At 65.9% G+C, this 17,939-nt stretch carries 19 protein-coding genes; 8 read left to right on the forward strand and 11 right to left on the reverse strand.

From position 1 onward, the window contains the following. Positions 1–97: 97 nt before the first annotated feature. The 4 genes from BMY25_RS18510 to BMY25_RS18525 all read right to left on the reverse strand — a co-directional run bounded on the left by BMY25_RS18510 (position 98) and on the right by BMY25_RS18525 (position 4,412). Positions 98–1,201: an ABC transporter ATP-binding protein gene (locus tag BMY25_RS18510; protein WP_092499437.1), complete on the reverse strand. Its 1,104-nt coding sequence runs from the start codon at positions 1,199–1,201 to the stop codon at positions 98–100. Positions 1,202–1,203: 2 nt separating this feature from the next. Next, complete coding sequence (locus BMY25_RS18515; RefSeq protein ID WP_092499439.1) at positions 1,204–2,067, reverse strand: carbohydrate ABC transporter permease; 864 nt, start codon at positions 2,065–2,067, stop codon at positions 1,204–1,206. Beyond that, positions 2,064–2,960, reverse strand: coding sequence for a carbohydrate ABC transporter permease (locus BMY25_RS18520; RefSeq protein ID WP_092499441.1), 897 nt, complete (start codon positions 2,958–2,960; stop codon positions 2,064–2,066). The genes BMY25_RS18515 and BMY25_RS18520 overlap by 4 nt, the downstream gene beginning before the upstream one ends. A gap of 126 nt (positions 2,961–3,086) precedes the next feature. Continuing rightward, on the reverse strand, positions 3,087–4,412 hold the full coding sequence (locus tag BMY25_RS18525) for an extracellular solute-binding protein (RefSeq protein WP_092499443.1): 1,326 nt from the start codon (positions 4,410–4,412) through the stop codon (positions 3,087–3,089). A gap of 164 nt (positions 4,413–4,576) precedes the next feature. Here BMY25_RS18525 and BMY25_RS18530 point away from each other — a divergent pair, with 164 nt between their 5' ends. The 7 genes from BMY25_RS18530 (at position 4,577) to BMY25_RS18560 (ending at position 10,622) form a co-directional block, all read left to right on the forward strand. After that, entirely contained in the window at positions 4,577–5,353 is a 777-nt protein-coding gene (locus BMY25_RS18530) for an IclR family transcriptional regulator (protein ID WP_092499445.1), read from the forward strand. Between the two features lie 55 nt (positions 5,354–5,408). After that, positions 5,409–6,245 carry an amidohydrolase family protein gene (locus tag BMY25_RS18535; RefSeq protein WP_092499447.1) on the forward strand — a complete coding sequence of 279 codons (837 nt, stop codon included), beginning with the start codon at positions 5,409–5,411 and terminating at the stop codon, positions 6,243–6,245. A 26-nt stretch (positions 6,246–6,271) separates the two neighbouring features. Then, positions 6,272–6,601, forward strand: a complete 330-nt coding sequence (locus tag BMY25_RS18540; RefSeq protein WP_092499449.1) for an L-rhamnose mutarotase — start codon at positions 6,272–6,274, stop codon at positions 6,599–6,601. A gap of 107 nt (positions 6,602–6,708) precedes the next feature. Further along, positions 6,709–7,821 (forward strand): Gfo/Idh/MocA family protein, encoded by a 1,113-nt coding sequence (locus BMY25_RS18545; RefSeq protein ID WP_092499451.1) that lies wholly within the window; start codon positions 6,709–6,711, stop codon positions 7,819–7,821. Between the two features lie 6 nt (positions 7,822–7,827). Further along, positions 7,828–8,997 carry a CaiB/BaiF CoA transferase family protein gene (locus tag BMY25_RS18550; protein ID WP_092499453.1) on the forward strand — a complete coding sequence of 390 codons (1,170 nt, stop codon included), beginning with the start codon at positions 7,828–7,830 and terminating at the stop codon, positions 8,995–8,997. Positions 8,998–9,006: 9 nt separating this feature from the next. Beyond that, positions 9,007–10,167: an extracellular solute-binding protein gene (locus BMY25_RS18555; protein WP_092499455.1), complete on the forward strand. Its 1,161-nt coding sequence runs from the start codon at positions 9,007–9,009 to the stop codon at positions 10,165–10,167. 2 nt (positions 10,168–10,169) lie between these two features. Further along, positions 10,170–10,622, forward strand: a complete 453-nt coding sequence (locus BMY25_RS18560) for a MaoC family dehydratase (protein ID WP_092499457.1) — start codon at positions 10,170–10,172, stop codon at positions 10,620–10,622. 15 nt (positions 10,623–10,637) lie between these two features. Here the strand turns inward: BMY25_RS18560 and BMY25_RS18565 are convergent, their stop codons facing one another. Together BMY25_RS18565 and BMY25_RS18570 are read right to left on the reverse strand one after the other, a co-directional pair. Then, the gene (locus BMY25_RS18565; protein WP_092499459.1) at positions 10,638–11,294 is read right to left on the reverse strand and encodes a cysteine hydrolase family protein; all 657 of its coding nucleotides are present in this window, start codon (positions 11,292–11,294) and stop codon (positions 10,638–10,640) included. A 21-nt stretch (positions 11,295–11,315) separates the two neighbouring features. After that, positions 11,316–12,149 (reverse strand): N-formylglutamate amidohydrolase, encoded by an 834-nt coding sequence (locus tag BMY25_RS18570; protein ID WP_238858422.1) that lies wholly within the window; start codon positions 12,147–12,149, stop codon positions 11,316–11,318. Positions 12,150–12,225: 76 nt separating this feature from the next. On the opposite strand from BMY25_RS18570, the gene BMY25_RS18575 reads away from it, so the two are divergent. Then, complete coding sequence (locus BMY25_RS18575; protein ID WP_092499461.1) at positions 12,226–12,873, forward strand: cysteine hydrolase family protein; 648 nt, start codon at positions 12,226–12,228, stop codon at positions 12,871–12,873. 6 nt (positions 12,874–12,879) lie between these two features. On the opposite strand, the gene BMY25_RS18580 is transcribed toward BMY25_RS18575, so the two are convergent. The 5 genes from BMY25_RS18580 to BMY25_RS18595 form a co-directional block, all read right to left on the reverse strand. Then, the gene (locus BMY25_RS18580) at positions 12,880–14,187 is read right to left on the reverse strand and encodes a glutamine synthetase family protein (protein WP_177176935.1); all 1,308 of its coding nucleotides are present in this window, start codon (positions 14,185–14,187) and stop codon (positions 12,880–12,882) included. Beyond that, complete coding sequence (locus BMY25_RS20935) at positions 14,177–14,314, reverse strand: hypothetical protein (protein WP_177176936.1); 138 nt, start codon at positions 14,312–14,314, stop codon at positions 14,177–14,179. Before BMY25_RS20935 ends, BMY25_RS18580 begins: the two co-directional genes overlap by 11 nt. Before the next feature lie 149 nt (positions 14,315–14,463). Further along, the gene (locus tag BMY25_RS18585; RefSeq protein ID WP_092499465.1) at positions 14,464–15,795 is read right to left on the reverse strand and encodes an MFS transporter; all 1,332 of its coding nucleotides are present in this window, start codon (positions 15,793–15,795) and stop codon (positions 14,464–14,466) included. Positions 15,796–15,864: 69 nt separating this feature from the next. Continuing rightward, entirely contained in the window at positions 15,865–17,016 is a 1,152-nt protein-coding gene (locus BMY25_RS18590; protein WP_092499467.1) for a mandelate racemase/muconate lactonizing enzyme family protein, read from the reverse strand. Beyond that, on the reverse strand, positions 17,013–17,879 hold the full coding sequence (locus tag BMY25_RS18595; RefSeq protein WP_092499469.1) for a FadR/GntR family transcriptional regulator: 867 nt from the start codon (positions 17,877–17,879) through the stop codon (positions 17,013–17,015). The genes BMY25_RS18590 and BMY25_RS18595 overlap by 4 nt, the downstream gene beginning before the upstream one ends. Between the last annotated feature and the right edge of the window lie 60 nt (positions 17,880–17,939).

Genomic DNA, 17,939 nt, shown 5'->3' on the forward strand with positions numbered 1-17,939 from the left:
GGCCGTCGAACGCCCGATCCCCTGCGCCGCCGCCGTGATCAGCGCAACCTTGCCGCTGAGAGTGCCCATGGTGTTCTCCTTCGGATGATTGGCGCGTTCAGGCGCGCAGGCTCTTGCCGCTGGCGCGGTCGAAGACATGAAGATGGCCGAGGTCGAGCTTGAAAGGCATGCGTTCGCCGGGCGCGACGAGGCGCGGGTTCAGCATCTTGGCCTGCACTTCCCTGCCCCCGAAATCGAGGAACAGCATCGTCTCCGTCCCGAGAGGCTCCGACAGCGAGACCGTCCGATCCATGTCCAGCGTCTGGCCGGCGGCCGGAATGCCGTGGCCGGCGGGATACAGATTCTCCGGCCGGAAGCCGACGATCACCGCCTGGTCCGCCGTTACTCGCCCGGCGAATTCCGGCGGCAGCGGCAGCTCTGTTCCGTCGGCCAGAACCGCGACCGGCCCGGCGGGCCGGCTGCCGATCATCGCTTCCAGCTGGTTCATCGGCGGGGAGCCTATAAAGCCCGCGACGAAGGTGTTGACCGGGCGCTCGAAGAGATCGATCGGCGTGCCGACCTGCTCGATATGGCCGTCGCGCATGATGACGATGCGGTCCGCCAGCGTCATCGCCTCGACCTGATCGTGGGTGACGTAGACCACGGTGGTCTTCACCCGCTGGTGCAGCTTCTTGATCTCCACGCGCATCTGCCCCCGCAGCTTGGCGTCGAGATTGGAAAGCGGCTCGTCGAAGAGGAAGACGTCGGGGTTGCGCACGATAGCGCGGCCCATGGCGACGCGCTGGCGCTGGCCGCCGGAAAGGTTCGCCGGCAGCCGGTCCATTAGCGGGGAAAGGCCGAGGATGTCGGCGGCCTCGTTGACGCGCTGCTCGATCACGGCCGGGCTCTGCCTGGCGATCTTCAGCCCGAAGCCGAGGTTTTCCCGCACCGTCATGTGCGGGTAGAGCGCGTAGTTCTGGAACACCATGGAGATGTTGCGGGCGCGCGGCGGCAGCGAATTCACCACCCGGTCGCCGATGCTGATCGTGCCGCCGGAGATTTCCTCCAGCCCGGCGATCATGCGCAGCGTGGTGGACTTGCCGCAGCCGGACGGGCCGACGAGGACGACGAACTCGTTATGCGCGATATCGAGGTCGATGCCGTGGACGATTTCCAGCGCGCCATAGCGCTTGACGACCTTGCTGAGATGAACTTCGGCCATGTCTATCCCTTGACGCCGCCGAAGGTGAGGCCGGCGATCAGGTGCTTCTGCACGATGAATGTGAGGATCAAGGCGGGGATGATGATGAGCACCGCCATGGCGGACATCCCCGCCCAGTCGACGGTGAACTGCGCGGTGAAGTCCATCAGGCCCACCGGCATGGTCTTGGCGTTGGTCGTCCGGGTGATCTGCGCCGCCAGCGCGTATTCGTTCCACGAGGTGAGGAAGGCGAAGATCGCGGCCGAGGCCAGGCCGGATCGGGCCAGCGGAAACTCGATCTTCCAGAACGCCTGCCAGCGCGTGCAGCCGTCGATCTGCGCGGCGTCGGAAAGGTCCACCGGGATCTGCCGGAAGAAGCCGTCCGTCAGCCATATCGTGAAGGGGATGTTGATCGCCAGATAGATCACGATCATCCCGATCTTGGTGTCGATCAGGCCGAGGCGGCTCCACACGATGAAGAGCGGCAGCGACAGCGCGATGCCGGGCACGGTGCGCGACAGCATGAAGCCGAGGAACATCGCCTTCTTGCCCCGAAAGCGGAAGCGGGCGAAGGCGTAGCCGCCCATCATGCCGACCAGGATCGCGATGATCGTCGAGGTCACCGAGATGACCAGCGAGTTGCGGAAGTAATCCGCCACCGGCAGGCCCTGCTGTTCGGCGGGAAGCAGGCCGAAGATACGGCGAAAATTATCCAGCGTCGGGTGCTGCGGGATCCAGACCGGCGGGCGCGCCATGATCTCCACGTTCGGCCGGAACGCCGTCAGCACGACCCACAGGCCGGGAATGCAGAGGATGGCCAGCGCGACGAACAGGGCGAAGCGGATCGCCCAGCGCTGCCAGGGCTGCTCGATCATGCGGGCGCTCATTCCGCGCCTCCCATGTAGCGGCGGGACAGGGAAAGCTTGCGGTAGAAATAGAAGGTGAAGGCGATGGAGGTGAGGATGGAAACGTATCCCATCGCGTTGGCCATCCCCATCTGCGAGTTCTGGTAGCCGACGCGCGCGATCAGCGTCCACAGGAGCTCGGTGCGTCCCGCCGGTCCGCCATTCGTCATGATGCGCACCATGTCGTAGGCCCGCGCGACATCCAGCGAGCGGATGGTCATGGCGATGTAGATGAAGGGCATCAGGAACGGCAGGGTGATGTGCCGGAAGACCTGCACCGGGTTGCAGCCGTCGACCTTGGCCGCCTCGATCGGGTCCTGCGGCAAGGCCAAGAGGCCGGAAAGCAGGAGGATCGCGAAGATGGACGTCGACATCCAGATCTCGGCCGCGAGGATGGAGAAATTGGCCAGCGCCCCGTTGACCAGCCAGGGAATGGGCCGGGTGATCAAGCCGAGACTGAAGAGCGCGTTGTTCAGGATGCCCACGGAATCGTTGAAGACGTACTTGAACTGGAAGCCGACGAGGATCGGGGAGAACATCATCGGGAACATCATGATGGTGCGGATCGTCTTGCGGCCCGTCGTGACGCGGTTGACGAGGAGCGCCAGCGCCAGCCCGAAGACGAGCTCGAGGTTCAGCGCGACCGTGACGAAGACCAGCGTGCGGCCGAAGGCCCACCAGAAATCGGCGTTGGCGAAGAGCCGCTGATAGTTCCGCCAGCCGACGAAGGTGAAGAGCGTTGCCGGGCGGGTGAGATTGTAGGGCGTGAAGCTGGACCAGAGCGAGACCAGCACGGGAACCAGCACGACCGCCGCGATCACGACGATCGATGGCAGCAGCAAGAGATAGGGTATCGCCCGCGGCGAACGAAGCATCGGAAATCCCGTAATCGGTCGTGGACTGAAATGGGCAATCGGGAAAGTCGGGGCCGGCGCGGAAAAGGGGTGCTGCCAGGCCAGGGGGCCGCCCGGTTTCCGGGCAGCCCGTCTCGGATGCCGCTCCTACTTGAGGAGGCCGGCGTCTTCCATGATGTCGTGAGCGTCGGACGCGGCCTTATCGAGCGCCTCCTTCGGCGTCTTCTGGCCGACGATGGCGGCCTGCAACTGCGGCCACAGCACGTTGGAGACCTCGATCCACTGCGGGATCAGCGGCGGCGTGCGCGCGGTCTCAAGCGACTTTTCCCACGTGCCGAACATCTCGGCCATGTAGGTGTTGCCCTTGTCGCGGAATTCCTTCTCCACATCGGCGAAGACCTTGGTCCGGGTCGGCAGGTTGCCGGCGCGGGCCTCCATCATTTCCGAATCGTAGTTCGTCATGAAGGTGATGAAGCTGACAGCGGCCTTCTTGTTGTCGCAGGCCTGCGTGACGGAGAAGGAGTGCGAGCCCGACCAGCCGCCGCGCTTGCCGGAGGACCCCACTGGCGCGAGGGCGAAGCCGACCTTGCCGGCGATCTTGGACGAGGCCTGATCGTTGAAGAACGCGGCGAAGCCCGGCCAGTCGAGGTCGATCGCCAGCGTGCCGGCCGCCATGGCCTGGCCGATATCGTCCCAGGTATAGTTCACCGTGCCGGCCGGCACCGCGCCCGCCTTGTAGATGTCGACGAACCATTGCAGCGCGGCGACGCCCGCCGGCGAGTTGAAGGTGGGGTTCCACTTGTCGTCGAACATGTCGCCGCCATTGGCGCGCACCAGTTCCATGAACCGGCCGGTCATGCCCTCGTCCTTGCCGGGGAAGGCCGTGCCGTAGAGGTTCGGCGGATTGGCGAGGAAAATGACCTGCTGCTTGTACTCGTCGTAGGTCTTGGGCGGCGCGAGATCCGTGCCGAACTTGGCCTTGTACTTGGCCTTGATGTCCGGGTTCTCGTAGACGTCCTTGTTGTAATAGAGGTTGGAGACGTCGGTGACGCGCGGCAGCTGCACCAGACGGCCGTCCACCTCGGAGGCCTTCAGCGTCGCCGGCACGTAGTCGGCGAGCGTTTCGGCCGGGATCAGCGGCTTCAGGTCGACATAGAGGTCGCCGTATTGCGGCGCGAAGCTGGTGTGGTTGGAGCCCACGCACCAGGAGATCGAACCGGACGCGATGTCCTGCTTGATCTCGCGGTCGAGATCGAAATGGTTCTTGGACGAGACGATGTCGACCTTGGCGCCCGTCAGCTTCTCCCATTCGGGAATGCGGGTGTAGAGCTTCTCGTATTGCGTGCCGCCGATCAGCTTGACCTTGAGGGTATAGCCGTCGAACTTGCCGTAACCTTCCTGGGCATGGGCCAGGCTCATGCCGCCGGCAAGAGCCGCGCAGGCGAGCAGCAACGCCTTAAATCTCGGACGCATTAGCGTATCCTCCCTGACGAAGTTTCGGCGCCTTTGCTTGACGGCGCTCTTTCCATATTTGAAACTTCAATTCGCAGGTAAGCACAATTGAACTTCGCCGGTCAATGGTCACATTGACTGTTCCGGTCGAGGGGCATTGCGCCCGCCAGAAGAGAGATTGAGAGATGACGGACGTTGATGCGGGAGAGCGCTACCGCGCCCCCGCGCTGGACAAGGGGCTGGATATTCTCGAACTCCTGGCGGAGACCGAGGAAGGCCTGTCGCAGGCGGAGATCGCCAAGGCGCTGGAGCGCACGCCCAACGAGATCTACCGGATGCTCGACCGGCTGGTGCGGCGAAGCTACGTCGTGCGCACGCAGGCCGACCGCTACGAGCTGACGCTGAAGATATTCGTGCTGGCGCATCGCCACGCGCCGATGCGCCGCCTCGTCTCGCATGCCTTGCCGGTGCTTCGCCGCTTCGCGCGGGAGGCGGAGCAGGCCGCGCATCTCGTGGTCTTCGACCGCGGCGCCCTTGTGGTCGTGGCCCAGGTCGATCCGCCCGGCTATTGGAGTCTCGCCATCCGCACGGGCTCGCATATCGGGCTGAACAATACCGGTTCCGGCCACGTCTTCCTCGCTTTCGCCACGCCGGACGAACGGCGGTTGATGCAGGAAGAGCATGATCCGATGCCCAACGAGATGCCGCCGGACGACTTGGGCGATATCCTGGAGCGGGTTCGCCGCGACGGCTACGAGATCCACGACAGCCAGCAGATCTCGGCGGTGCAGAACCTGTCGGTGCCGATCTTCGGACCGCTCGGCGGCGTCATCGCCGTGCTGACCTGCCCGTTCCTGCATCGGCTCGATACGAGCGAGGCTCTGGATGCCGACGCGGTGCTGAACATCCTGCTGGCAGCCGCCACCGAAATCTCCGCCGCGTCCGGCGGCACGAAGACATAACGATCGGGGGGAACCCCCGGCACGACAATCAGGGGCGAGGCCCCGGGAGGAAATCTTGCGCATCATCGATACGCATCTGCATCTCGTCTATCCCGACCGCTTCGCCTATCCGTGGCTGACCGACGTGCCTGCGCTGAACCGGCCGTTTTCATTCCCCGATTACTGGGAGCAGGCGGAAAAGGCGGGCATCGCGGCGGCGCTCCATATCGAGGTGGACGTCGTCGAGGAGGACCGCGAGGCGGAAACGCGCTTCGTTACCGGCCTCGATCCCCGCATTGCCGGCGCTGTCGCCTCCTGCCGCCCGGAAAACGCGGATTTCGCCGCAGAACTGGAGCGTCTCGCCGCGATCCCCGGCGTGAAAGGCCTCCGCCGCATCCTGCATACCTCGCCGGACGAGCTTTCGCAGACGCCGCTCTTTGCGGAGAACCTGAACCGGATCGCGGCGCACGAGCTCACCTTCGATCTCTGCGTGCTGGCCCGCCAGCTGCCGGTGGGACGCGATCTCGCGGCGCGCTGCCCGGACGTGCAGTTCATCCTCGACCATTGCGGCGTGCCGGATATCGAGGGCGACGACTTCGACACCTGGGCGGACGACCTTCGTCACATGTCGGAGCTGCCGAACGTGGCGGTGAAGATCTCCGGCATCTCGGCCTATGCCCGCCCGGACTGGAGCCTCGACGATCTCCGCCCCTGGGTGGAGCACACGATCGCCTGCTTCGGTTGGGACCGCGTCGTCTGGGGCAGCGACTATCCGGTCTGCACGCTGAACGCCGATCTCGGCCTCTGGGTGGAGACCACGCGCGCCCTCCTCGCCGGGACGAGCGGCGCGGAACAGGAGCAGCTTTTCAGCCGCAATGCCGAACGCCTCTACCGGCTCCGGGCCGATCGATAAAGAACAAGGCAAAGGGAGAAAACGCGATGCAGAGATACGGGGCCGTGATCGGCGTCAACGCCGAAAAGATCGCCGAGTACAAGCGCCTGCACGCGGCCGTCTGGCCGGATGTGCTGGCGATGATCAAGGCCTGCAACATCGCCGATTACACGATCTACCTGAAGGAGCCGGAGAACCTGCTCTTCAGCACCTACGAATATCATGGCACCGACCACGATGCCGACATGGCAAGGATGGCGGCCGATCCGAAGACGCAGGAATGGTGGGCGGTCTGCATGCCCTGCCAGAAGCCGCTGGAAACGCGCCGGGAGGGCGAATGGTGGGCGGCCATGGAAGAGGTCTTCCACGTGGATTGATCGCGAGGCTTGAACTCGCCCGATTGCGGCTTGCGTTCAGCGCCCACAAATGAAAATATCCTTCAAATAAGAATATGCGCTGATCCAACTCGGCGCGGGAGGATCATGTGGACGACCCGAACGAGCTGCGACAGGCGTGGCCCCGCCCCTCCGCTCCGCGCCCGATCGTCATCGTGGGCGCGGGCGGCATCGTCGGTGACGCCCACCTGCCCGCCTATCGCAAGGCCGGCTTTCCCGTCGCCGGGATCTACGACATAGACGCCGGGCGCGCCGGAAAGCTCGCTTCGGAATGGCGCCTCACCCGCTTCGCCTCGCTGGACGAAGCGCTGGCGGTGCCCGGCGCGGTCTTCGACCTCGCGCTGCCGCCCGCCGCTCACCTCCAGGTGCTGCCGCACCTGCCGGAAGGCTCGGCCGTCCTTTTGCAAAAGCCGATGGGCCGCGACCTCGACGAGGCGACGGCGATCCTGAAGCTTTGCCGCGAGCGCCGCCTGAAAGCCGCCGTGAACTTCCAACTCCGCTTCTCGCCGATGATGCTGGCCGTCGCCGATGCGCTCCAGCGAGGCTGGCTCGGCCGGCTGGTGGACGTGGAGGTGCACCTCAACCTCGTGACGCCCTGGCACCTCTTCCCCTTCCTCAAGGGCATGCCGCGCGTCGAGATCGCGGTTCACTCCATTCATTATCTCGACACGATCCGCGCCATGCTGGGCAATCCCTCGGGCGTTCATGCCCGCACGCTCGGCCACCCTTCGACGGATCTGGCGCAAACGCGGACCTCGGCGATCATCGATTACGGCGGCGACGCGCGCTGCACGCTGTCGATCAACCACAACCACGATTTCGGCCGCAAATTCCAGGACGCCTCCTTCCGCTTCGAGGGTACCGAGGGCGCCGCGATGGTGAAGCTCGGCCTGCTCCTCAACTATCCCGAGGGAGAGCCGGACGAGGTCTGGGTGACGCGGCGCGGCGAACGCGGGCCGGAGGGCGAGCACTGGTGGCAGGTGCCGCTGGCCGGCCGCTGGTTCCCCGATGCCTTCATCGGCACGATGTCGAACCTCCAGCGCTTCGCCGCCGGCGAGGACGATGCGCTCGTCACCTCCGTCGAGGACGCCTGGCACACCATGGCGCTGGCCGAGGCATGTTTCCGCTCCAGCGCCCTGCCCGCCATGCCGGTTCCAACCAGCCCCGATTCCGCTCCTTCCCGCATTCCCAGCGAGATCTGATCTTCCATGTCAGCAGACTCAGCAGAAACCGGCCTGCCGCTCGCCGGCCTTGTCATCGTCGATCTCAGCCAGTTCCTGTCCGGCCCCTATGCGTCGCTGCGGCTGATGGATCTGGGCGCGCGCGTCATCAAGATCGAGCGGCCGGACGGGGGCGACCTCTCCCGCCGCCTCTATCTCTCCGACACGGAAATCGGTGGCGATTCCACGCTCTTCCACGCGATCAACCGCAACAAGCAGAGCCTGGCGCTGGACCTCAAGGACCCAGCCGACCTCGATGCGCTGAAGACGCTGATCGGCAAGGCCGACGTGCTGATCCAGAACTTTCGGCCGGGCGTCATCCAGCGGCTCGGCCTCGGCTATGACGCGGTTCGCGAGATCAATCCCCGCCTCGTCTATGCGTCGATCACCGGCTATGGCGACGAAGGGCCGTGGGTGAAGCGGCCGGGGCAGGACCTGCTTGCGCAGGCGCGCTCCGGCGTGATGTGGCTAAACGGCGACGAGGGACAGGGCCCGGTGCCGCTCGGCCTTTCCATCGCGGATATGCTCGCCGGCGCCAATATCGCGCAGGGCATTCTCGCCGCGCTGGTTCGCCGGGGCGTCACCGGCAAGGGCAGCCATGTGGAAACGAGCCTGCTGGAAGCGCTGATCGACTTCCAGTTCGAACTCCTGACCACGCACCTGAACGACGGCCGCCGCCTGCCCCGCCGCGCCGCGTTCCGCAACGCCAACGCCTATCTTTCGGCGCCCTACGGCGTCTATCCCACGCGCGATGGTTTCCTCGCCGTCGCGATGACGCCGATCGCCAAGCTCGCCGATCTCATGGGCGTGGAGGAACTCGCGCCCTATCGCGACGATCCCAGGACATGGTTCACAGCGCGCGACGAAATCAAGGCGATCCTCGCCCAGCACATCGCCCGCGAGACGACCGACCACTGGCTCTCCGTGCTGGAGCCCGCCGACATCTGGTGCGCCAAGGTGCTGCAATGGCCGGAGCTTCTGGAAAGCGAGGGCTTCAAGGCGCTCGACATGCTGCAGACGGTGGAGCGGGAGGACGACGTGCACATCCTCACCACGCGCTGCCCCATCCGGGTCGACGGCGCGCGGCCGCCGGTTTCGCGCGCAGCACCCCTGGTGGGCGAGCAGAGCGACGCCATCCGCCGCGAATTCGGGCTCTGAGGGACGGCCATGACGATCATTCTGAAGGGCATGACCTGGAGCCATCCGCGCGGCTATGACCCGATGGTCGCCTGCTCGGAGAGCTGGCGGGAGAAGACCGGCGTCGCCATCCGGTGGGACAAGCGTTCGCTGCAGGATTTCGAGTCCTTCCCCGTGGACGAGCTCGCCCGCGCCTATGACCTTATCGTCATCGACCATCCCCATGTCGGGCAGATCACGGAAGAGGGCTGCCTCGCCCCACTCGACGTGCCCGGCCGGGAAGCGGAGCGCGAGGCGATGGCGAAAGGCAGCGTCGGCGCGTCCTATCCCAGTTATTTCTGGCAGGGGCACCAGTGGGCTTTCCCGATCGACGCGGCGACGCAGGTGCAGGCATGGCGGCCGGATCTCACTCCCTCCCCGCTGACGGATTGGGAGGCGGTGCTGCAGCTTTCCCGCGAGGGAAAGGTGCTGATCCCGCTTCTCCCGCCCCATTCGCTGATGAGCTTCTTCACGCTGGCCGCCAACACCGGCACGCCCTGCGCCAGTGAAGCCGGCCGCGAGTTCATCGCGCCTGCGGACGGCAAGTGCGTCTTCGATCTCCTGCGGGAGATCGCGGATCTGGTCGATCCCTCCTGTTTCGAGATGGACCCGATCGCCGTGCTGGAGCGCATGGGCGAGGCCGCCTCGCCTATCGCCTGCGCGCCGCTGATCTATGGCTATGTCAGCTATTCCCTCGATGGCTTCCGCCCGGCGCGCGTCGCCTTCGCCAACATCCCGGCAGTCGGATCGTCCGGTCCCGTTGGCGGTGCATTGGGCGGCACGGGCATCGCGGTTTCCGCCCGGTCGGAGCACCGGAAGGAGGCCACCGATTTCGCCTATTTCGTTGCCGGCGGCGACGCGCAGCGCGGGCCCTATGCCGGCGCGGGCGGCCAGCCGGGCCATGCGGATGCCTGGGAGGACGAGGCCGTCAACCAGCGGGTCGCGAACTTCTATCGCGCCACCCGGGAAACGCTGGAAGGCTCGTACCTCCGCCCGCGCCACAACGGCTACATGCCCTTTCAGCACGCGGCTTCCGAACGGCTGAACGCGGGGCTGAAGGCGCGCGAAGACGGCGCGGCCGTGATCGCCGACCTCAATCGCCTCTATCGCGAGAGCTTCAGCGACCTCGCCCTCGCATCCGACGGAGACTGAACATGGAACGCCCCCGCTTCTTCGAGGACTACGAGACCGGCGAGGAACGCCACACCACCGGCCGCACCATCACCGAGACGGATTTCGTGGTTCATGCCGGCCACACCGGCGATTTCTTCCCGCATCACATGGATGCGGAGTTCATGAAGACGCAGCCGTTCGGACAACGGATCGCCCATGGAACGATGACCTTCGCCATCGGCATCGGGCTGACGGCGAGCGAGATCAATCCGCACGCCTTCACCTATGGCTACGAGCGGCTGCGCTTCCCGAAACCCGTTTTCATCGGCGACACGATCCACACCGTGCTGACGGTCTCGGCGGTCGAGGACGACCCGAAGCGGCCCAACCATGGCCGGATCGTGGAAACCTGCCGGGTGATGAACCAGCGCGGCGAGGTCGTCATGGCCTGCGACCACGTTCTGCTCGCGGAGCGGCGCAGCCCGGCCGCTTAGGCCGGGCTCGTGCTGTCAGCTTTCCAGCCCGCCGCCGATCTCTGCCAGCAGCGCGTCCACCGTCCGCTGGCGGCAATAGCCCTTGATGGCCCGGAGCGAATTGTCATGACGCTCCTGGCTGTAGGTCGCGCAGGCATCCGTCACGAGCGTTACGAGATACCCTAGGTCGCACGCGTCGCGCACCGCGCCTTCCACGCACTGGTCGGTGACGATCCCGGCGACCACCAGATACTTGGTCTGCAGGTTGCGCAGGATGTAGTCGATATTGGTGGAAACGAAGACGTTGGACGAGGTTTTCGGGATCACCATCTCGTCGTCCAGCGGCTGGATCGCCTCGATCACCTGCCCGTCCCATGAATCGGGCGGCACGTTGAAACCGGTGATCTTGTAGTCGAGGCTGCGATCGCGCCCGTCCTGGGTCAGGTTGCGGATCAGCGTGTACATGACCTCGATACCCGCCTTGCGGCAGCCCGCCTGCAGACGCTGCATGTTGGGAACGACGCGGTTCTCCATTTCATCGAAGAAGTAGCCGAGCTTTTCGTCGAACTCCGCCGGCGAGAGATCCCGAAACTCGCCACCCTCGCGGATGGCGCAGAAATTCTGCACGTCGATGAAGAGCAGCGTCGTGTGCGGGATCTCGACGGGAACGTCGCGGGTCGTCAGGTGCGTCATGTCGGGTGCCTCGCTCGGGGATCAGATCGGATGGTCGGTGGCAAAGCGCTCATAGGCCTGCGGCAGGATGCGGATGAACCGCTCCGCCCACTCGCGCTGCCCGGCCTCGTCGGTGATGAGATCCTGCCGGATTTCCACCTCCACATGCGGCAGACCGCGCCGCTCGGCGTGAACCGGCACCGTGTAGTCCGTGAGATCGCTGACCTGGTAAGGCTCGTTGTCGCCGACGACGAGACCGGTTTCGCGCTCCAGCAGGTCCATGACGATCTTCGCCAGCCGGTCGTCGCGGTTATAAAGAATGCCGACATGCCAGGGGCGCTGGAAGCCCTTGAAGACCGGCGTGAAGCTGTGCATCGAGATCAGCACCGTCTCCCGGTCGGCGCCCTTGCGGGCATCCAGCTCCCCGGTGATGCGATTGTGGTAGGGCTTGAACAGGGCGTCGATGCGCGCCTGCCGGTCCCCGGGGTTGAGACCGACATTGCCGGGAATGACCGTCTCCTCGCTGATTTCCGGCATGGAACTCGCGACCGATGGGTCGCGGTTGCAGTCGATCACGAGGCGGGAATAACGCTGGCCGACGAGGAAGCTGTCGAAGGCATCGGCCATCAGCTTCGACACGTTCCAGATGCCGATATCCCACGCGATGTGGCGCCCGAGTTCGCTTTCGGGCACGCCGAGGTCCCCGACGCTTCGCGGCATGAGCCGCCCGGCATGGTCGGAGGTCAGGAAGAAATGCGAAGCGCCGTTTTCATGCTCCACCATGACCGGCGCGGGTTCGTCCGGGGCAAGCAGCGACTGGGTATTCGGATCGGCCATGATCTGTCCTTCAAAGCGGAATTCGGCGAAGACTTGCATGGAAAAGAGCCGCTCCGTCCATGGTCGGGTGTGAGAGCGGCCGGATCTTCGGAAAACGGGCAGCGGGAGAGCGTGAATGAGTGAGGCACCTGACATCCGCGCCCGGGATCGCGGGCTGACGCGCGAGCGCATCGTGGATGCCGCGACGACGGCGCTGCTGATCGTGGATGTGCAGAACCTCACCTTCAACGAGGCGCAGGCGGCTGTCCGGCCTGAATTCTTCGAGGCGGCGCGCGACCGGGTGATCCCGAACCTGCGACGGCTGATCGCCCATTGCCGCGCGCGCGGCGTGGAGGTGATCTACACCGTCATCGAGAACTTCACCCGCGACGGCCGCGACCGCAGCCTCGACTACAAGCTTTCCGACTTCTTTGTCGCCAAAGGCTCGTGGGAGGCGCAGGTTCTGGACGCCATCGCGCCGGAGGCCGACGAGATGGTGATCCCCAAGACCTCCTCCAGCCTCTTCAACTCCACGAATATCGAGTATCTCCTGCGCAATATCGGCATCACCGATCTGGTGGTCACCGGTTTTCTCACCGACCAGTGCATCGACCATACCGTCAAGGATGCGGCGGACCGGGGCTTCTACGTCACCTGCCTCGCGGATACCTGCATGGCGAACACCCACGCCCGCCACGCGCAGGCGCTCGACCTCTTTCGCGGTTATTGCCGGCTGATGGACGCCGCGGACTGGATGGCGCTTGCCCATCGTTCCCCCCAATAGCTCCCCTCAGTAGCTCTCGGCGTAAAGATCGCACTGCGCTCGCTCGTCCAGGCCCGCGACCATGCCGATCTCGGCCCGCTTGTGCCTCAGATAGGCATCGAGATAGATCGCGCCGAACCAGTTCTTCGCCCCCGCGTCGGCCTCTAGTTCGTCCAGCGCCTCGGCCAGCGATTGCGGCAGCCGGCGGATACCCGCCGCCTCCCGTTCCGCCGCATCCATCGCGGCGATCCCGTCGAGATCCGGCAGCTTCAGCCTGCGCCGGATGCCGTCCACGCCGGCATGGACCAGCACGCCCAGCGCCAGATAGGGGCTCGCCGCCGCGTCGGCCGGGCGGAACTCGACATTGAATCGCCGCCGGGCGTCCTCGCTCGTGCCGCCGACGACGGGGCAGATCCTGAGGCTCGCCTCGCGGTCGCGGTCCGCGATATAGCCCCAGGTCGGCGCCCAGCGATCGGGGCGGAGCCGGATATAGGAAACCGGCGAGGGCGCGGTGATCGCCGCGATGGCGGGCAGATGGGCGAGGATGCCCGCCATGAAGTGCCCGGCCGTCTCCGTCAGCATGAAGGGCCGCGCCGGATCGTAGGTCGCGGACCCGCTCTCCCGGTCGCGGAAGCTGAAATGGATGTGGACGCCGCTGCCGGTCCCTTCGGGATCGAGGATCGGCGAGAAGGTCGCGCGGTGGCCCAGCCGGATCGCCACCGCGCGCGCCATTTCGCGCACCTTCACGGCATCGTCGGCAGCCTTCATGCCGAGCGCCGGGGCGCAGGTCACCTCGAACTGGCGTGCTCCGTATTCCGGCAGAAAGGAATCCGGCTCCACACCGGCGGCCCGCATCGCCGCCAGAAGCGTTTCGCCGAAGCCGCCCTGCCGGCGATAGAGGTCGAGGCTGTAGGGCGCGCCGGGCCTGTCCTCCACGCCGGAATAGACGAATTCATGCTCGAAGGCGGCGAAGAGCTGGAGGCCGGCGGCCTCGTCCAGGTCACGCAGCGCCCGGCGCAGGAACTCGCGCGGGCAGCACTCCCAGGGCGTGCCGTCCGTCAGCCGGATATCGCCGAGAAACCAGCGCTCCGGCACGCTGCCGTCACCGAAGTCGACATTCACCTCGGTTGTCGGGTCCGGCACGAGGATCATGTCGCCGGTCGCGCCGAAGGGCGTGTCCGCGATCGGCCCCAGCGCCGAGATCATGGTGTTGGTGGGCACCCAGCCGACGCCTTTTTCCAGCCGCGAGGGCAGGTCGGCGGCGGGAAAGCCCTTGCCCCGGACGCGGCCGGCGATCTCGCAGGTGCAGGCCATTATGATCGGCTCACGGATCATTCGAAACGTCACTCCCGGCAAGGTTCGACCGAACGGTCTCCAGCTTCTGCATGCGCTTGCGCGCCTCCGCTCCCCGGCTCTCCTGCAAACGGGAGACCAGAGCCTCGTTGACGGCAAGAAGCGCCACGAAGCTCTCCCAGCACGACGGCATGCCGCACCACCGCAACGGCGCGCTGTAACTGGCGCTTCCATTCCCATCTCAGCGACTGGGAAACGAACGGGTATCTCGAACTCTACCGAGATCCCGGCCGGCGAACCGGCCGGAATTGCCGCGCGCTATTCCCGCACGCGCTCCACTTTGCCGACCACCACGATGTAGCAAAAGGCCGCCACCGCGGCGAGGGCGGAGCAGAGCACGAAGGCCGGCGTGAAGCTGCCGCCCTGCACGAGATAGCCGATGACGATCGGGATCACGATGCCGGACAGGCCGCCGAACAGGTTGAAGACGCCGCCGGTCAACCCGATCAGCCGCTCCGGCGCGAGCGTGGAGATCAGCGACCAGGTGATCGAGGCCATCCCGGTGCCGAAGAAGGCCAGCGTCAGGAACAGGATCACCATGGCGGGCGATTCCACGAACTGCGCGCAGATGATCACCATCGAGAGCACGACGCCGGCGATCACCGGCACCTTGCGCGCGGTGGCCAGCGTCGCGCCCCGGCGCAGCAGGAAGTCCGACAGAAAGCCGGAGAACAGCACACCCAGGAAGCCCGCAAGAAAGGGAACGGAGGCGTAGAAACCGGCCTTGATGAAGTCCATGTGGCGGAACTTCACGAGATAGGTCGGGAACCACGTCAGGAAGAAGTTGGCGGAAGCCAGCATGCAGAACTGGCCGACATACATGCCCCAGAGCTTGCGGCGCGACAGCACGATGCCGAGATCGCTCCACACGAAGGCGTTCTTCTTTTCCGCCTGCCGCGCTTCGATGCGGTCGCTGAGGTCCGGCAGTCCGCCGCCTTCGCGGATCAGGTCCACTTCCGCCTGATTAGTGCCCCGGAAGCGCGCGGGGTCGCGGTAGAGTAATGCCCAGACCAGCGCCATGATGAGGCCGAGCGCGCCGGTCAGGATGAAGACCGAGCGCCAGCCATAGGTCACTTCCATCCACACCAGCAGGGGCGTGAGAAAGCCGAGGCCCACATATTGCGCGGACGTGTAGATGCCGACCGTCGAGGCCCGCTCCCGCTCGGGAAACCACGTCGTCACGATGCGGTTGTTCATGATGTAGGTGGGCGATTCGAACGCGCCGACCGCGAGGCGCAGGATCACCAGGCTCGTCAGCCCGCCGACGAAACCCAGGCTGAAGGTCGCGATCGACCAGACCAGCACGACCAGCGGGTAGAGGATCTTGGGATGAACCCGGTCGGCGAGCCAGCCGCCGGGGATCTGCAAGGCCGCATAGGTCCAGCCGAAGGCTGAGAAGATCCAGCCCATCGTGGTCGTATCGACGTGAAGTTCGCTCGAAAGCGAAGGCGCCACGATGGAGAGGTTGGTGCGGTCGAGATAGTTGACCACCCCCGTGATGAAGAGCAGCGCCACGATGAGATAGCGCGTACGGCTCGCCTGTGCCGGGGAGACCGCGCTCCGCCGACCGCCGATTGCCTGATCCGACATGTCTTGATCTGCCCGCACGGGCAGCCTCCCTGTTGGCCCCGCCGGTCTTCGCCGGCTTGCGGGCGGTTGTTACCAGTTGGTGTAGGAACCATCCCTCCGCCGGAGATGCGGCGGCTCGGAAAAGCGGAACTCCTGCCGGAGGATCGCGGCCTCGTCGACTTCCACGCCGAGGCCCGGCGCGTCCGGCACGATATAGGCCGCGCCGTCCAGCTGCGGCTGGCCGGGGAAGATCTCGCCATTGTCGAAGCCGAGCTTCTCGACCGGCGAGTTGCGGCATTCCAGCCAGGCGAAGTTCGGCACCGCCGCCGCCATGTGGACGCTGGCGGCCGTGCAGACGGGTCCGAGCGGGTTGTGCGGCATCAGGTCGACGTAATGCGCCTCGCTCCAGCCGGCGACTTTCATCGCCTCGGTGAAGCCGCCGACATTGCAGATATCGACGCGGTTGAACTGGTGGATGTCGCGCTCGATGAAGGGCAGGAACTGCCACTTGGAGGAGAATTCCTCGCCGATGGCGAAGGGCACGTCCGTCATGCGGCGGAGCGCCTCGTAGGCTTCCGGCGCCTCGTCGCGGATCGGCTCCTCCACATAGTCCAGCGTTCCCTTCGGCATCTTCTGCAGGAACGACGCGGCTTCCGCCACGCTGAGACGGTGGTGGTAATCGATGCCGAGAACGGCCGCATCGCCCAGTTCCTCGCGGGCGCGCACCATCCAGGGCGCGGTGGCGGCGATCGACTCGCGCGGCTCGAAGAGGTCGCGGCTGGTCTGCCCGGCCGGCACGAAGCGGATGCTGGTCCAGCCCGCCTCCATCAGGATCCTGGCCTGCTCCAGCATTTCCGGGCCGGGCTCGGCCGGGGCGGTGGCGAAGGCCGGCACGCGGTCGCGATGCTTGCCGCCGAGAAGCTGGTAGACGGGCACGCCCAGCGCCTTGCCCTTGATGTCGTGGAAGGCGATGTCCAGCGCGCCGATCGCGGCGGTGAGCACCCGCCCGCCCTCGAAGTACTGGCTGCGATACATCTCCTGCCACAGCGCGCCGGCGCGCATGGGATCGCGGCCGATCAGGAATTCGCGGTAGTGCTCGATCGCGCCGGCCACCGCCTTCTCGCGCCCGGACAGGCCGGACTCGCCCCAGCCATGAATGCCTTCGTCGGTCTCCACCTTGACCAGCAGCTGGTTGCGGCTGCCCACCCATGGGATCAGCGTCTTGATGGCGGTTATCTTCATCGCGTTTCCTCGGTTGTTCTTGTGCTTGTTCCTGCGATCGCGCCGCCCTCGGCCGCGCCGTCCGCCGCCGTCGTCGTCCGGTTCACCCAGAAGGAGGCGTCCCGGTCCAGCGCGTTGGCACCATGCTGGCCGCGCGCGGTGATCGCCGTGGAGATGTAGCGGGCTTCCTCGGCGCGACCGCCCTGGATCGCGGTCGCCAGCGCGATATGGATCGCCGGGTTCGGATCGTAGCGATGCTCGCCGGAAACGGAATCGAGGCTCGTCTGGAAAAGCGCGTCGAGCAGGATCCTCAGCGGATGGCGGAAGCCGGCGATCAGGCTGTTATGCGTGGCGTCGAGAATCGAAAGATGCAGTTCCACGTCGATGGCGACCGACTCCTCCGGCGAGGCCGTCAGCAGGGACTGCGCCAGCGCCACGATCCGTGCCTTCTCCCCAGCGCTCGCCTGCGTCGCCGCCAGCGCCGCCGCGCCGGGCTCGATCAGGGCGCGAAGATCGGAAAGCTCGCGCAGGAAGCGGGCATAACTGCGGGAGTCCGTCAGATGCCAGGTCAGCACATCGGGATCGAACAGGTTCCACTCCGAGCGGTCGCAGACGCGCGAACCGTAGCGACGCGCCGTGCGCACAAGTCCCTTGCCGGCCAGCACCTTGACCGCTTCGCGCAGCGCGTTGCGGCCGATGCCGAACTCCGAGGCGAGTTCCGCCTCGAAGGGCAGAGCCGAGCCCGGCGGCCAGCGCCCGCTGACGATGGCAAGCCCCATGGCGTTCACCGTCATCTGGATCAGCCCGCGCGGCAGCACAGTCGCCCCGGCCACGCTCGGCGGGACGGCGCTCTCGTCCGGATCGTTTTCGGCCTTCCGCGACATGGACGAAGGCTAGCGCGAGTGCCGAAACCGCGTCAACTCTAGATCCCATCTAGATGCCGC

The sequence above is a fragment of the Faunimonas pinastri genome (assembly GCF_900110915.1).
Taxonomy (GTDB): Bacteria; Pseudomonadota; Alphaproteobacteria; order Rhizobiales; family Afifellaceae; genus Faunimonas; species Faunimonas pinastri.